This window comes from Niallia laureatilytica (assembly GCF_046613985.1).
Taxonomy (GTDB): Bacteria; Bacillota; Bacilli; order Bacillales; family Cytobacillaceae; genus Niallia.
The window spans coordinates 1-16,073 of the sequence record NZ_JBKKHP010000008.1 but is presented as its reverse complement, the minus strand read 5'-3'; the positions used below and the strand labels follow the sequence as shown (position 1 = coordinate 16,073).

16 protein-coding genes and 1 riboswitch are annotated in these 16,073 nt (G+C 40.8%); all 16 genes read right to left on the bottom strand.

The window, feature by feature from the left end; genetic code table 11:
• Positions 1 to 9: 9 nt before the first annotated feature.
• Positions 10 to 1,545, bottom strand: a complete 1,536-nt coding sequence (gene purH, locus ACLIJJ_RS18085) for a bifunctional phosphoribosylaminoimidazolecarboxamide formyltransferase/IMP cyclohydrolase (RefSeq protein WP_411411440.1) — start codon at positions 1,543 to 1,545, stop codon at positions 10 to 12.
• Positions 1,546 to 1,593: 48 nt separating this feature from the next.
• Entirely contained in the window at positions 1,594 to 2,163 is a 570-nt protein-coding gene (gene purN, locus ACLIJJ_RS18080; RefSeq protein WP_233316189.1) for a phosphoribosylglycinamide formyltransferase, read from the bottom strand.
• A 13-nt stretch (positions 2,164 to 2,176) separates the two neighbouring features.
• Complete coding sequence (gene purM, locus ACLIJJ_RS18075) at positions 2,177 to 3,211, bottom strand: phosphoribosylformylglycinamidine cyclo-ligase (RefSeq protein ID WP_411230137.1); 1,035 nt, start codon at positions 3,209 to 3,211, stop codon at positions 2,177 to 2,179.
• Positions 3,212 to 3,302: 91 nt separating this feature from the next.
• Complete coding sequence (gene purF / locus ACLIJJ_RS18070) at positions 3,303 to 4,715, bottom strand: amidophosphoribosyltransferase (protein WP_233316187.1); 1,413 nt, start codon at positions 4,713 to 4,715, stop codon at positions 3,303 to 3,305.
• Positions 4,700 to 6,916, bottom strand: a complete 2,217-nt coding sequence (gene purL / locus ACLIJJ_RS18065; RefSeq protein WP_411411439.1) for a phosphoribosylformylglycinamidine synthase subunit PurL — start codon at positions 6,914 to 6,916, stop codon at positions 4,700 to 4,702. The genes purF and purL overlap by 16 nt, the downstream gene beginning before the upstream one ends.
• On the bottom strand, positions 6,900 to 7,586 hold the full coding sequence (purQ, locus tag ACLIJJ_RS18060; protein ID WP_233316183.1) for a phosphoribosylformylglycinamidine synthase subunit PurQ: 687 nt from the start codon (positions 7,584 to 7,586) through the stop codon (positions 6,900 to 6,902). The genes purL and purQ overlap by 17 nt, the downstream gene beginning before the upstream one ends.
• Positions 7,583 to 7,837 carry a phosphoribosylformylglycinamidine synthase subunit PurS gene (gene purS / locus ACLIJJ_RS18055; RefSeq protein ID WP_144456273.1) on the bottom strand — a complete coding sequence of 85 codons (255 nt, stop codon included), beginning with the start codon at positions 7,835 to 7,837 and terminating at the stop codon, positions 7,583 to 7,585. Before purS ends, purQ begins: the two co-directional genes overlap by 4 nt.
• On the bottom strand, positions 7,830 to 8,549 hold the full coding sequence (gene purC, locus ACLIJJ_RS18050; protein WP_233316181.1) for a phosphoribosylaminoimidazolesuccinocarboxamide synthase: 720 nt from the start codon (positions 8,547 to 8,549) through the stop codon (positions 7,830 to 7,832). Before purC ends, purS begins: the two co-directional genes overlap by 8 nt.
• Positions 8,550 to 8,660: 111 nt before the next feature.
• Positions 8,661 to 9,953 (bottom strand): adenylosuccinate lyase, encoded by a 1,293-nt coding sequence (purB, locus tag ACLIJJ_RS18045; RefSeq protein WP_237940615.1) that lies wholly within the window; start codon positions 9,951 to 9,953, stop codon positions 8,661 to 8,663.
• A gap of 3 nt (positions 9,954 to 9,956) precedes the next feature.
• Positions 9,957 to 11,111, bottom strand: coding sequence for a 5-(carboxyamino)imidazole ribonucleotide synthase (gene purK, locus ACLIJJ_RS18040; protein ID WP_411411438.1), 1,155 nt, complete (start codon positions 11,109 to 11,111; stop codon positions 9,957 to 9,959).
• Positions 11,098 to 11,586: a 5-(carboxyamino)imidazole ribonucleotide mutase gene (gene purE / locus ACLIJJ_RS18035; protein WP_411230133.1), complete on the bottom strand. Its 489-nt coding sequence runs from the start codon at positions 11,584 to 11,586 to the stop codon at positions 11,098 to 11,100. The genes purK and purE overlap by 14 nt, the downstream gene beginning before the upstream one ends.
• A 127-nt stretch (positions 11,587 to 11,713) precedes the next feature.
• A riboswitch (purine riboswitch) is annotated at positions 11,714 to 11,814 on the bottom strand.
• A 107-nt stretch (positions 11,815 to 11,921) separates the two neighbouring features.
• Positions 11,922 to 12,119 (bottom strand): NETI motif-containing protein, encoded by a 198-nt coding sequence (locus ACLIJJ_RS18030; protein WP_233316176.1) that lies wholly within the window; start codon positions 12,117 to 12,119, stop codon positions 11,922 to 11,924.
• Positions 12,097 to 12,657 (bottom strand): DUF2179 domain-containing protein, encoded by a 561-nt coding sequence (locus tag ACLIJJ_RS18025; RefSeq protein WP_233316175.1) that lies wholly within the window; start codon positions 12,655 to 12,657, stop codon positions 12,097 to 12,099. Before ACLIJJ_RS18025 ends, ACLIJJ_RS18030 begins: the two co-directional genes overlap by 23 nt.
• Positions 12,658 to 12,824: 167 nt before the next feature.
• Positions 12,825 to 13,655, bottom strand: coding sequence for a carbohydrate ABC transporter permease (locus ACLIJJ_RS18020; RefSeq protein WP_233316173.1), 831 nt, complete (start codon positions 13,653 to 13,655; stop codon positions 12,825 to 12,827).
• A 16-nt stretch (positions 13,656 to 13,671) separates the two neighbouring features.
• A complete protein-coding gene (locus ACLIJJ_RS18015) occupies positions 13,672 to 14,559 on the bottom strand; it encodes a carbohydrate ABC transporter permease (protein ID WP_233316171.1) in 888 nt (295 codons plus the stop codon).
• A gap of 100 nt (positions 14,560 to 14,659) precedes the next feature.
• Positions 14,660 to 15,895, bottom strand: coding sequence for a sugar ABC transporter substrate-binding protein (locus ACLIJJ_RS18010; protein ID WP_411411480.1), 1,236 nt, complete (start codon positions 15,893 to 15,895; stop codon positions 14,660 to 14,662).
• Positions 15,896 to 16,073: the final 178 nt, after the last annotated feature.

Sequence of the window (16,073 nt, the reverse complement as noted above, 5' to 3'; positions counted from 1 at the left end):
TCAAAGCTTTTAGTGTTTAAAGTGCCTTACTCCTGTCAATACCATGGCAATTCCATACTCGTTTGCTTTCTTGATGGAATCTTCATCTCTGATACTGCCGCCTGTTTGAATGATTGCAGTGACTCCAGCTTTTGCTGCTGCTTCGACTGTATCATCCATTGGGAAGAACGCATCGGAAGCCAATACTGCTCCAACTGCCTTTTCTCCAGCCTGTTCCAAGGCAATCTTTGCTGAACCAACACGGTTCATTTGACCTGCACCTACTCCTAAAGTCATTTCCTGATTATTAACGACAATCGCATTCGATTTCACATGCTTAACAACCTTCCAGCCAAACTTCAGTGCTTCCCATTCTTCATCTGTCGGCTTTTTGTCAGTTGGGATAGTGATTGTTGCATCATCCAATGTAAAATGGTCGAAATCTTGAACAAGCAAGCCGCCTTCAATTGTCGTAAATTTCATTTCCTTCTTGTTGCCTGCAGAGAATGGAATAGTTAACAGACGAATGTTTTTCTTCCCTTTAAGAATCTCTAAAGCCTCTTCTGAATAAGATGGCGCAATGACGATTTCTAAAAAGATTTCATGCAGCTTCTGAGCTGTTGCAGCGTCAACCTCTCTGTTCAATGCGACAATTCCTCCGAAAATAGAAATAGGATCTGCCTCAAATGCTCTTGTGTACGCAGTGAAAATATCCTCGCCTGTTCCAACTCCGCATGGGTTGCTATGCTTAATTGCAACAGCTGCTGGTTCTGTGAATTCTTTGACGATTTGAATTGCAGCATCTGCATCATTGATATTATTGTAAGAAAGCTCCTTGCCATGCAGCTGTGTTGCATTCGCAATAGAAAATGCAGAACCTAAAGGCTTACGGTAAAACGCTGCATTTTGATGCGGGTTTTCTCCATATCTTAAAGATTGCTTCAGTTCATATGTGACAGTCAATGATTCAGGGTTTTCTTCACCTGAAAGATCGCTCATGTATTGAGAAATCATGGAATCGTAAGCAGCAGTGTGACGGAACACTTTAGCAGCAAGCTTTCTTCTTGTTTCAAACTTCACTTCTCCATCTTGCTTTAGTTCATCGACAACCGTTGTATAATCACTTGGGTCCACTACAACTGTTACATATTGATGGTTTTTTGCAGAAGCGCGAAGCATTGTTGGACCGCCGATATCAATATTTTCAATGGCATCCTCCACTGTTACGTCTTCCTTCGCAATTGTTGCTTGGAAAGGATAAAGATTCACACAAACTAGCTGGATTGGCTGAATTTTATGCTCCTCAAGCTGTGCTTGGTGTCCAGGTTCGTCAAATTTCGCCAAAAGACCGCCATGAATATACGGATTTAAAGTTTTTACCCTGCCTTCCAGGATTTCCGGAAATCCAGTTACGTCACTGACACTAAGTACTGGGATGCCGCTCTCTTGAATGGCCTTTTTTGTTCCACCTGTAGAAATCAGCTCGAATCCTAATTCATGAAGCTCTTTTGCAAAGCTTGTAATTCCTGTTTTATCTGAAACACTTATTAATGCACGCTTTTTCATTTCCTTTATTTCCCCCTGTTTCATATAGTAGTCTATTGCTGCAATTACTCAATTGGAAAGGACTAATGATTGAACTACCTTCGGATACAGTCCATGCTCGATGCTTTGGATTTTCGCTTGAAGGCTTTCATTCGTTTCTCCTTCTATGATACCGACGGCCTCTTGAGCAATTATCGGTCCTGTATCCATTCCTTCATCCACATAGTGAACCGTTACCCCTGTTTCCTTTGCACCTGCTGCAAGCGCTTGGCCGACAGCATCTTTGCCAGGAAAATTAGGAAGCAAGGACGGGTGGATATTTATTATCTTACCAGGGAATTCCTGAAGCAGTGTATCTCCAATCAAACGCATATAACCTGCAAGGATAATCCACTCTATCTCGTAATCTTTTAGTTTCCGAAGTATATCTTGTTCATATTCCGCCTTTGAAGGATAATCTTTGGCTGTGAATGTAAACACATCAACATTGTGGTTCGCAGCTCTTTCTACAACATACGCCTTAGGTTTGTCACAGACTAGTAATTTAATAGACGCCTGCAGCTCATTTTTTTCTGCAGCATCTACAAGTGCTTGGAAATTGGAGCCGCTGCCTGACGCAAAAACAGCAATATTTTTCATGTCTGTTCCTCCGTTATTGTTTCAGAATGATGTTGATTTCCCCATCATCTGTTACCTTGCCGATTGTATATGCCTTTTCGCCGATTGCCTGAAAATGCTTTAGAACATCTTGCTCCGCATCGCTGTCCACAGCAAGAACCATTCCTGTGCCCATGTTAAAAATATTATACATTTCCTTGCGCTGTAAATCTCCTATTTTTTCCATCAGCTTAAAAACAGGAGGCACTTCCCAATTAGTTTCTTCAAGTTCGATCCCTAATCCTTCTGGTAGCATGCGAGGAATATTTTCAATGAAACCTCCGCCTGTTATATGGGATAATCCCTTAATCTCGAACTTTTGAAGAGCAGACAGAACTGATTTTACATAGATTTTCGTCGGCTTGATTAATTCTTCTCCAAGCGTACAGCCTAATTCGTCTACATAATCAGATAAAGACATATTAGCTTTTTCAAAGAAAAGCTTGCGGACAAGAGAATAGCCATTGCTGTGAATTCCGCTTGAAGCCAAACCAATCAGAACATCTCCAGCCTTAATATTTTCCCCTGTAATGACACGTTCTTTCTCACAAGCACCAACAGCAAATCCAGCAAGGTCATATTCCTCTTCGCTGTACATCCCTGGCATTTCAGCAGTTTCCCCGCCGACTAATGCGCAGCCAGCTTGTTCACAGCCATCTGCAATCCCTTTTACAATAGCTTCAATCTTTGCAGGCTCTGCTTTGCCGCACGCAATATAATCAAGGAAGTAAATAGGTTCTGCTCCTTGTACGACAATATCATTTACACACATTGCCACAGCATCTACGCCGATTGTATCATGCTTATCAAGCATAAATGCAAGCATCAGCTTTGTACCTACCCCATCTGTTCCAGAAACCAGCACTGGATTTTTCAGGTTTAATACTGACAGATCGAACATGCCTCCGAAACCGCCAAGACCTCCCATTACACCAGGTCTGATTGTTTTATTTACATGCTTCTTCATTCTCGAAACTGCTTCATAGCCTGCCTCGATATTAACTCCTGCTTGTTTGTAGCTTTCAGCCATACGTATCCTCCTACTATTCAAAGACATCTCTTATGTGCATTTCAATGGAAAAGCGACACACCCATATGCCGCTTTTCACTTCTGTTTACTTTTACACCTTTTCATATGATTGCAGTGCAGAAGGATAGATTTCTGTCGGATATTTGCCTGTAAAGCAAGCTAAGCAGGAACCTCTATTCTCCCCTTCTTCATTTCTGCCGATTGCTTCTACCATTCCTTCTGTGCTCAAGAAAATGAGAGAGTCAGCACCAATGATTTCCCGAAGCTCATCAACCGAGTATCTCGATGCAATCAGCTCTTCTTTTGTAGATGTATCGATTCCGTAAAAACACGGGTTTTTAATAGGTGGTGAACTGATTAATACATGCACTTCTGTTGCACCAGCCTCACGAAGCATGGACACGATTCTTCTGCTTGTTGTTCCTCTAACGATAGAATCGTCCACCATGATGACACGTTTTCCTTCAACGACACCACGGACTGCTGAAAGCTTCATTTTCACCCCTTGTTCACGCAATGATTGGGATGGCTGAATGAAGGTGCGTCCTACATATCGGTTCTTAATTAAGCCTAACTCGTAAGGTATGCCTGTTTCCTCTGCATAGCCAATTGCTGCAGAAATACTTGAGTCAGGAACGCCTGTTACGACATCTGCTTCAATTGGCGCTTCAAAAGCCAGTCTTTTCCCTAAGTTTTTTCTGGCAGTATGAACATTGATACCATTGATATTGCTGTCTGGTCTTGAGAAATACACATACTCCATCGTACACATTGCAATATTGGAAGCCACTGAGAACATCTCAGAACGGAAACCATTATCGTCAATAATCAAAAGCTCTCCCGGCAGGACATCGCGGATAAATTCTGCACCGACAACATCAAATGCACATGTTTCTGAGGCAACAACATAAGCATCTCCCAGTTTTCCTAAAGAAAGTGGTCTCATACCATTTGGATCTAGAGCAACCATCAGCTCTGTCTCTGTCAAGATTAAGAAAGCATATGCCCCTTTAATCATTGTCAAAGCATTTTTCACTCTTTCATTAAAGGCAGAAAAACCGCCTCTTCTAATTAAGTGAGCAAGTACCTCTGTATCAGAGCTAGTCTGAAAGATGCTGCCTTGCGCTTCCAATTGGCTTTTGAGCGCATTAGCATTAACAAGATTTCCATTATGAGCAAGTGCCATGCTTCCGCTTTGGAAATGAAACAGAAGGGGCTGGACATTTTCATAGCCCCCACCTCCTGCTGTTGCATAACGAACATGACCGATTGCAGCTTTTCCTGTCAATTCCTTCATGGCATCCTGTGTGAAGACCTCTGCAACAAGTCCTTCCCCTTTAATGCCTTTTAGCTGTTTCCCGTCTGTTGTAACAATTCCTGTACCTTCTTGTCCCCTGTGCTGCAGGCTGTGAAGCCCGTAATAAGCAAGCTGCGCAGCATCGTTATGGCCCCAAACACCAAAGACTCCGCATTCTTCATTTAACCCTCTTATTTCAGCAAGCATGGAATAGCTCCTCTCCAGGCGGCTTCTAACACTTCCACCTGTTCCTTAATTAGGATATTTTCCCCTTGGCTAACAGCAAAAATATTGTCGTCTGTTACTTTTCCAATCAATGTTGCAGGAACTAGCTTTTCGAATTCTTCTTTGTTATCTGGTTTAACAGAAAGCAAGAAACGTGATTGAGATTCACTGAATAGAGCAGAAACAGGGTTGCCTTCCAAATCAAGCTTCGCACCCAAACCGTTCGGTTCAAACAAGCTTTCTGCAGCTGCAACTGCTAAGCCGCCTTCAGCTAGATCATGAGCAGATTCAACAACCCCTGCTCTGATGGCAGCAAGCACTGCAGCTTGATGGCTCTTTTCTATTTCTAAGTCTAATTCAGGTGATTTTCCTGAAATGGAGCCTTCAAGCATCTTTTGAAGTTCGCTTCCTCCGAATTCATCCTTCGTTTCACCAAGAAGATAAATAAGATCTCCGCTTGCTTTAAAGCTTTGTGTTGTTATATCATTTGTATCTTTAATCAGACCAACCATTCCGATTACTGGTGTCGGATAGATTGCTGTTCCGTTTGTTTCATTGTATAGGGACACGTTACCGCCAATAACTGGTGCATTAAGTGCTAAGCATGCTTCACTTATACCGTCAGCAGCTTTTTCAATCTGCCAGAATATTTCTGGCTTTTCAGGGTTACCAAAGTTTAAGTTGTCTGTAATTGCCAATGGCTCTGCCCCTGAGCAGACGATATTGCGAGCAGCCTCTGCAACAGCAATTTTCCCGCCTGTTTCTGGATCTAGGTAAAGATAACGCGCATTACAGTCAGTCGTCATCGCTAACGCTTTTTTCGTTCCGCGAATACGGACAACAGCAGCATCTGATCCTGGTGCAACTACTGTACTTGTGCGAACCATATAGTCATATTGGTTATAAACCCATTCCTTTGAAGCGATTGTCGGCTGCTTAAGAAGATTAGCAAGTGCTTCTCCATAATTATCAACTGCTGGGATTGTGTTCTCCATTGCTTGGAAATCACGGAAATATTGCGGTTCTGCAGAAGGTTTTTGGTAAACAGGAGCATCTTCAGCCAAAGCATCAGCTGGTACGTTCGCAACTACTTCCCCTTTATGAAGAAGTCGCAGCATTTTATCATCTGTAACAACACCGATAGCAACTGCTTCCAAATCATATTTATCGAATAGATCCTTAATCTCTTGCTCTCTGCCTTTTTTAACAACAATCAGCATACGTTCTTGAGATTCTGACAGCATCATTTCATAAGCTGTCATGCCCACTTCACGCTGCGGCACTAAATCAAGATTCATTTCAATTCCAGATCCAGCTTTGCTTGCCATCTCTGCACTTGAGCTTGCAAGTCCTGCTGCACCCATATCCTGAATACCGACTAGAGCATCTGATTTGATCAGTTCCAAGCATGCCTCAAGTAAAAGTTTCTCCATGAACGGGTCGCCAACTTGAACTGCCGGACGCTTTTCATCTGAATTCTCTGTCAGCTCTTCTGATGCGAATGTTGCCCCATGAATACCATCACGGCCTGTCTTTGCTCCTACGTACATTACCGTGTTGCCAACTCCATGTGCCTGGCCTTTTTTAATGTCTTCATGGTTAATTAAACCAACACACATCGCATTTACAAGCGGGTTGCCTGCATAGGATGAATCAAAGGCAATTTCTCCCCCCACTGTCGGAATACCGATACAGTTTCCGTAACCTGCAATCCCTGCAACAACTTCTTCAAAAAGATACTTTGTACGAGCATTATCCAATTCGCCAAAACGAAGAGAGTTCAGAATAGCAATCGGTCTTGCTCCCATGGAGAAAACGTCGCGGATAATGCCGCCCACTCCAGTTGCAGCTCCTTGATACGGCTCGATTGCAGACGGATGGTTATGGCTTTCAATTTTGAAGGCCACTGCTTGCCCATCCCCAATATCCACAATCCCTGCACCTTCACCAGGACCTTGAAGCACTTGCGGACCAGATGTCGGGAATTTTCTTAACACTGGTTTAGAGTTTTTGTAGCTGCAATGCTCAGACCACATAACTGAAAACAGTCCAATTTCTGTGTAGTTAGGCTTGCGGCCAAGAATCTTTTCGACCATAGCGAATTCTTCGTCCGTAACACCCATTTGTTTGTAAATTTCCTCTGACTTAATTTGTTCTGGACTTGGCTCAAGCATTAACGACATTTGCTTCCCTCCACTGTTTAACGATTGATTGGAAAATCTTTAGGCCATCCGCTCCGCCTAACAGCTCATCAACTGCTCTTTCTGGATGCGGCATCATGCCAAGGACATTTCCTTTTTCATTAGTGATTCCTGCAATATTTTCTAGGCTTCCATTTGGATTTTCGCCATTATATGTGAATACAATTTGCTTGTTTTCTTGTAATCTAGCTAACGTTTTTTCATCACAATAGTAGTTTCCTTCTCCATGGGCGATAGGAACAGTGATGACTTCCTGCTCTTTATATGCATTGGAGAACATTGTGCTGTTGTTTTCGACCTTCAGTTCAACAGGACGGCAGATGAACTTAAGCTGATCGTTCCGTCTCATTGCTCCTGGCAAAAGTCCAGCCTCCAGTAAAATTTGGAATCCATTGCAGACACCCAATACTGGTTTGCCCGCTTCGGCTGCTTTTACAACTTCCTTCATGACATTGCTGAATCTTGCAATGGCGCCGGTGCGAAGATAGTCACCGTATGAGAATCCGCCAGGCAGTAAAATTCCGTCATAACCTTCCAAGCTATCTGCGTCATGCCATACGTATTCTGCTTCTTCTCCCAATTCATCCGTTATTGCGTGCAACATATCGACATCACAATTGGACCCTGGAAATACGACTACCGCGAATTTCACTGTGCAACAACCTCCTCAACCTCATATGTGTAATCTTCAATTACAGTGTTGGCCAACAATTTTTCACACATTTCCTTTACAAGCTCATCTACATTTCTATCCGATTTTTCTAGAGTAAGCTCTAAATACTTCCCGATGCGTACATCATTTACTTCTTGATAGTTAAGGGAATGAAGAGACCCTTTCACTGCATTTCCTTGTGGATCTAAAACACTCTCTCTTAATGTGATATATACTTTAACTTTAAACATGCTGTTTTCCCCCTAATCTAGCTAGAATATTCTCATATGCTTCTGTCAAATTTCCTAAATCGCGACGAAATACATCCTTATCTAATTTCGCGTTTGTTTTTATATCCCATAAACGGCATGTATCAGGAGAAACCTCATCAGCTAGCATTATTTCTCCATTGCTGTCCTTGCCGAACTCAAGCTTAAAATCGATAAGACGGATGCCTAACTCTGCAAAGAAAGCACTTAATGCTTTATTCACTTCAAGAGCGTTTTTTTTCAATATTGCAACTTCTTTTTCTGTCGCAAGCTTTAGCTCTTCTATATGATCCTCCGTCATAATCGGATCTCCTAGAGAGTCATCTTTATAATAAAATTCAACAAGAGGCTTTGATAATGGCTGCCCCTCTTCTATTCCTAATCTTTTTGAAAAGCTCCCAGCAGCTAAATTCCTAACAACAACTTCTAATGGAATGATGGAAACCTTCTTCACTAGCTGTTCTGTTTCTGACAGTTTTTCGATAAAGTGGGATTCTATGCCCATGTCTTTTAGCTTTAAAAATAGCAAGCTCGTAATCTCGTTATTTAAACGGCCCTTACCTGTGATATCTGCCTTCTTTTCACCGTTAAATGCTGTTGCAGAATCTTTATATTCAAGCCAGACGATATTTTCATCAGACGTTCCATAAACTCTTTTTGCCTTTCCTTCGTACAATAAAGCTCTCTTTTCCATTTGAAGAGTCTCCTTATCAAAAAAATTAGGGATAAAACGAATGTAAGATTAACTTGCTAAATTAGGGTATTCGGCATAAAAGCGCCCCATGGTGCTTTTATGCCAAATTTATTAAAGTCCCAATCTGTTAAAGATAGTATCAACATGCTTGATATGGAAATGGTAATCAAAGCAATCATCAATTTCTTCTTTAGTCAGCTTAGATGAGATAGTTGGGTCATTGTCTACTAGTTCACGGAAAGGAACTTGCTTTTCCCAAGATTCCATTGCTCTCGGCTGAACTGTATCATAAGCCTCTTCTCTTGTAAGTCCTTTATCGATCAAGGCTAATAGTACTCGTTGCGAATAGATCAATCCTAATGTGCGATCCATGTTGCGTTTCATGTTCTCTGGGAATACAGTTAAGTTCTTAACAATATTGCTGAATCTGTTTAACATATAGTTGATAGCAATTGTTGCATCTGGAATGATAATTCGTTCAGCTGAAGAATGAGAGATATCTCTTTCATGCCATAGCGGAACATTTTCATAAGCAGTCATCATATAGCCGCGGATAACACGAGCAAGACCTGCCATATTTTCTGAACCAATCGGATTACGCTTATGCGGCATTGCTGAAGAACCTTTTTGCCCTTTAGCAAAGAATTCTTCCACTTCTCTAGTTTCACTCTTTTGCAGTCCGCGGATTTCAACAGCAAACTTTTCGATTGATGTTGCAATGAGAGCGATTGTCCCCATATAGTCTGCATGACGGTCACGCTGTAATGTTTGTGTGGAAATCGGTGCTGGTTGCAAACCTAACTGCTCACATACGTATTGCTCCACAAATGGATCGATATTGGCATATGTTCCAACTGCTCCTGAAATCTTTCCAAACTCTACACCTGCTGCTGCAGCTTTAAAGCGTTCTAGATTGCGCTTCATTTCCTCATGCCATAATGCCAGCTTCAACCCAAATGTTGTCGGTTCTGCATGGACACCATGTGTACGGCCCATCATGACTGTGTATTTATGTTCAATTGCTTTATTTTTCAAGACTTCAATAAAGTTCTCCAAGTCCTTTAAAATAATTTCATTTGCTTGTCTGATTAAGTAAGATAATGCTGTATCCACTACGTCAGTTGATGTTAATCCGTAATGAACCCATTTGCGCTCTTCTCCCAATGTTTCGGAAACAGCTCTTGTGAACGCAACAACATCATGACGTGTATCCTGCTCAATTTCTTGAATTCGTGCAATGTCAAAGGACGCGTTTTCGCGGATTTTCTTAACATCCTCTTCAGGTATTTCACCTAGCTTCACCCATGCTTCACATGCAAGGATTTCAACCTCCAGCCATGCTTGAAAACGATTTTGCTCAGTCCAAATATTTCCCATTTCTGGTCTCGTATAACGATCAATCATATCTTATCCTCCGATTTTTTCTGTTTGCAGGCTCCAAATACTGGACCTGTCTATTTCATCAAGGGCAATTTCAACAGACGAACGCAGCAACGTCGCATGTCCCATCTTGCGCTTTTCCTTTGGTTCTAGCTTTCCGTAAAGGTGGACTTTCCAGTCTTGCAGTTCTGGAAGTACGTTGATAATAGGAGCTTGATGTTCACCTAATATATTAACCATTACTGCTGGTCTCAATAACTTCGTGCTTCCCAGCGGCATTCCACAAACTGCTCGAATATGCTGCTCAAATTGTGATGTTTCACATGCCTCTATCGTATAGTGTCCTGAGTTATGCGGTCTTGGCGCCAATTCATTGATATATATATCGTCACCCTTGCTTAAGAACATTTCCACTGCCAATGTGCCGACTAGCTGCAGGTGTTCAGCGATAATTCCTGCCTTTTGAATCGCAGCCTCTTTTGCATGGTCGCTTATTCTGGCAGGCACAATTGATTGGTGAAGTATATTGTTAATATGGATGTTTTCACTCACTGGAAAGACAGTTGATTCTCCATTAGTGCCTCTTGTCACAATAACAGAGATTTCTTTTTCAAAAGGAATCCATTTTTCCAGAACACATATGCCTTGCGTCAGCAGCTTCTCTGCTTCCTGTACTTCAGCGCTTGAAGTGATTACAAATTGACCTTTACCGTCATAACCGCCTCTTGCTGTTTTCAAAACAGCCGGAATACCTATCGTTTCCAGTGCCTTTTTTAAGTCTTCAGGCTCCTCGATTACCTCGAATGGAGCAACCTTAACGCCGGCTTTTTGAATGGCTAATTTTTCGCTAATTCGGTCCTGCGTTATTTCCAGGACGGAAGATCCCTGCGGTACATATGCATGTGTTTGCAGCCATTCCAATCCTTCTGCATCAATATTCTCAAATTCATATGTGATAACATCACTCACCTGCGCCAGCTGTTTAATGCCTTCCATACTGTTATATGCAGCCACAATCTTATAATCAGCCACTTGACCGCATGGTGAGTCCTCTGTTGGATCCAACACAGCAATTCGATACCCTTGCGCTTTTGCAGCCAATGCAATCATTCTGCCTAATTGCCCACCACCAATTATACCAATAGTTTGACCTGGAAGAATCACTGAGTTAGACAAGTTCATCACTACTTTCTATAACCTCGGTTTTGGTTTTCTCTCTCATAGAGGAAATTCTTTCAGCTAATTCTGGTTCAAAGGCAGCTATTATTTGGGCAGCCAGCAAGCCTGCATTAGTCGCACCAGCCTTACCAATTGCCACTGTAGCAACAGGAACACCGCCTGGCATCTGCACAATTGATAACAGAGAGTCAAGCCCGTTAAGCGCTCTTGATTGGACCGGAACTCCAATCACAGGCAATGTCGTTTTTGCTGCAACCATCCCTGGTAAGTGAGCGGCACCGCCAGCACCTGCAATAATAGCACGCAGTCCCCGGCTTCTAGCACTCTCGGCATATTCAAACATTAAATCAGGGGTGCGATGTGCAGATACAACCTTCTTTTCATAACTCACTTCCAGCATATCCAAGATGTCACAAGAATGCTTCATTGTCTCCCAATCTGATTTGCTTCCCATAATAACGCCAATTTGAGCAGTCATATTTCTCCTCCTGAATTATTACATATAAAAAGCCCTGCCCAGATGTTTCTACTACATAGAGAGAAAGCATCCGTCCAGAGCTCAAATAACCTGAAAAGACTGGAAAAATACCAATCCCTTCTGCTGGCGTTCTATTGCTTTCCCTCATAGTCCGGCAGTTCTCGGCAGCCAGGTAGAAACTTATGGGCCATATTCCCATTATATATGAGGGCTATTAAAATTTAGTTTGTCATTTATATTATTTATTAACACAATACCATATTAACAAGCATTTTCACCCGTTGTCAACATAAAAATCGAACAATTATACTAATATCATATTTATTGTTCGTGATTTACCCTTCCAGCTTAACAGCCTCAAACACTATTTGGCTGGCTACAGGTTCATAAGATTTCTGTCCATTAACTACATTTTCTTTAAAAATCGGTTTTTCTAATCTTTTTACAGGAGTGTAGCCTTCACTCTTTATCCGATCTAAACACTGATCGATCGTTTCATTTTCTTGTACTTCAAACTTCATCTTTTTGCCCATTAAATAACTTTCCTTTCTTTACGCTCTTTACCCAAAAGCCGCCGTAGATTGTCTTTGGCTCATATGCAATAATAAACGCCTTTGGGTCTAAGTTCTTTATTGTATCATAGAGGCGCAGCTCATATTTTCTCGGCGACAGTATTTGCAGAGCCATTCTGTCTCCTTCTAAGCCATGTGCAGCCCAGCTCGTAACTCCATAACCCTTTTCCCGTAAGGCCTTAGGTAAATCTCTATCATATTCTTTCGTAATAACATTAACTGTTATGTATCCTAACGCAAGCTTCTCTTCTATTTTCATGCCTACGATAACACCAATTCCATAACCTACAGCATAAGCCACTAGATTTTGAATCTGATCAAGATTATCTAATACCAGCCCGAGGCCGATGACATAAATAACTACTTCTATCATGCTGAGAAAAGCCGCCAAATATCTTTGCCCTTTTAAAGTCAATATCATCCTGATTGTAAAAAATGACACATATACAATATTAATGACTAATATGATTACGACCATTGTAACACTGTTTTCCAGCATTAATCCATCACCCTTTTTTCAGCATTTAATTGTGCGTTTCTTTTTATAATTACCTTAATTTTTAATTGTAAACAAATCTCTTCCTATTTATATGTATGAGTATTTAAAATAGAAAAGGCTTAAAAGGAAAATCTCCTTTTAAGCCTTTTTCATATTATTTATTATTATTACTTCATTCCAGAAACATTGAAGCCTTGCAAAATATACTTCTGAAAAACTAAAAATACGATAATAATGGGAATAATCATGAAGGTTGAACCAGCCATTTGTAAGGCATAATTGCTTGCATATTGCCCTTTTAACAGCTGTAGCCCGACAGATAGTGTATAATATTTTTCATCATTGGCGACAATTAACGGCCATAAGAACGAATTCCAGGCTCCAATGAAAGTCAGTATGCCTTGTACTGCTAGAACAGGGCGCGAAACAGGAAGAACTATACTCCAAAAGATTTTCCATTCACTAGCACCGTCCAGCCTTGCAGCTTCAAACATTTCATTTGATATTGTAGACATAAACTGCCGAAACAGAAATATGCCAAATGCACCTACTAAGCCAGGAAGGACTATTCCCGCCATTGTATTCGTTAATCCCATCGCATTCAAGATTAAATACACCGGAATCATCGTGACTTGTCCAGGAATCATCATCGTTGCAAGCACTAAATAGAAAAGAAAGTTTTTTCCTTTAAATTTGTATTTAGCAAAACCGTAGCCTGCCATCGCATTAAGAAAAAGTCCTCCAAATGAACAAAGAACGATAATCATTGTGTTCTTAAAATAAACAAAGAAGTTAAAAGCAGAGAATAGTTCTTTAAAGTTATCCATAGTGGGATCTTGCGGTAAAATCGTTGGTGGAAACTGCATGATTTCTGTGTCTGTTTTTAATGAGGATAACAACATCCAAATGAAAGGAAGCACCATAAGCATACCGCCTGCAGTAAGGATGATGGCAACAACCCATTTGCTAGCTTTTGTCTTTTTATGTGCTGTATTCATTTTATCCCTCCTCTATTTAATCCTCCGTCTTAACTTTTTGCATACGGAATTGAATCAAGGTGACAATTATTATCGCTATAAATAATAGGAAAGATCCTGCTGCTGCATAGCCGAATTTACTAAATTGAAAGCCATTGCGATAGATAAATAAAGATACAGAAGTAGTACTGTCCAGAGGTCCCCCATTCGTCATAATAAACGGTTCCTCAAAAAACTGGAGCCAGCCTATCATCGTCGTGACTGTCACAAAGAAGATTGCAAATTTCAGCATAGGCACAGTAATTTTAATCAGCTGCTGCCGTTTGTTAGCTCCATCTAAAGAAGCAGCTTCATAATACTCTTTTGGAATGCCTTGAAGAGCAGCCAAAAATATGATCATATTTGTTCCAATTGCACGCCAAAGGGCTAAAATTATTAGTGAAATTTTAGCAACAACTGGATGCTGAAGCCACGGAACTGGGGGGATATCTGCCAATGATAATAAATAATTAAGAAAACCAAAGCTGGGGTTATATAAGTAGCTCCATACAACAGCTACGGCAACAACATTTGTAATGGATGGAGTATAAAAAATCAGCCGAAAAAATTGAAAGACTCTACTCTCGCCAAAGTTGATTAATACAGCTATTCCTAAGGAACATATAATCACCAGCGGAACACCAATAATGACATAAAATAACGTATTACCAATAGATTTTAAAAAGAGAGGATCTGTCATAATATCTATATAATTATCAATACCAACAAAGTTAATTTGTGACCAATCTGCCAAGCCTATTAAGCTAATATCTGTAAAACTGATTACAAAAGCTACGACAATAGGTATTAAAGAAAACATCATTAATAAAATTAAGGCAGGGGAAATGAATAAATAAGGCGCCCTTTTATTAACAAAATTCCGCATAACTAGCACTCCCTTTTGTAAATGAAGGAGGGTATGTTAAACTGCTGCTAATAAATGCTTGCTGAGTAAACTTCCCGTTTAAGCTACCCTCACTCATCTATTACTTATTTAACAATTCCTCTGTCTCTCTATTAAAGGCTTCCATTTCCTTCTCAACATTATTTCCACCTAAATAGATTTGTTCAAAATGCTTTAAGTAATTTTGGGCGATTTCCTCAAACTCAGGTATTAAAGGCATCGAGCGGGAAGCCTCCATTTGTTGACCGAAAACTTCATATAATGGATCTTTTGCTAATCTATCATCCTCCCAGGCTGATTTCACTGTTGGCATAGCATTAGTCAGTCCCAGCCATTTCAGCTGATTTTCCTTTTTCATCATGAAATCAATAAACTGAGCTGCTTCATCCTTTTTACTGGAGTGTTCAAAAATGGTCAGATTCGAACCGCCCAAACTAGACAGATTATTATCCGCGCCAGTTGGAAGAACCGCGGTTGCCCATTTCCCCTCAATACCTTCAACTGTATCGTTCACTGCCTTGACCATCCATGGCCCACTTATAAACATCGGAACAATGGCATCACCTGAAAATGTTTGGGAGACATCCATACCTAAATCCTGCTTTGGAGCATAACCCTTTTGAATAAAATCATTTAAATAAGAAACTGCGTCTTTAAACGCTTGTTCATTAAACTGTGGTTTCCCTTCAGACAACAAAGCAGATCCATTCTGTCTTGCAAACATAAATGCCAAGGTTTGTTCCTTTGCATCTACATTAAGTCCGTACATGTTTTCACCGCGTTCAGATAACTTTTTAGCAGCAATCTTAAGCTCTTCCCAAGTCTGTGGTGCTTTTTTATATCCAACGGATTCAAGAATATCCGTACGGTAGAAAAGGACACGGGTTTCCGCAGCCCAAGGAATACCATAATATTTATTATCGAAAAGAGTTGTTTCAACAGAACCTTCAAAGAAGTTGTCTGGTTTTAAATTCGGATATTTATCCAAGTATTCCCCCATATCAGCAAGAGCTCCCGCTGCCTGAAACTCAGGCATCCATGTTGTGCCCATTTGCAGTACATCCGGTCCTTTTTTAGAGGCGACTGCCGTTAACAGCTTATCATGAGCACTCGCCCACGGAATCGACTGTATTTTAACCTCAATCCCAGTTTCTTTAGTAAATTCCTCTGCCATTTTTGGAAGCTGCTTTACCTCATCTCCCATACCCCAGACTGTTAATACATCAGAATCACTTGAACTGCTTTTCTGTGAACAACCTGCCATTAAACCAAGTGCCAGTAAAGCTGTAATGCCGAAAATAAACCACTTCTTTTTCAAGCCCATCATTGATTCCTCCTAATCTGATTTATCGAAACGTTTCGATAAGGAAATGATAAACTAGTTTCTAATATCTTGCAAGCGTTTTCTTTAAACAAATTACTAAGGAACCGATACTTGAAAGAAACAAAATAAAAAAAGAGACAGCAGTCAAAATGACTGCTGTCTCTTTTTTAAG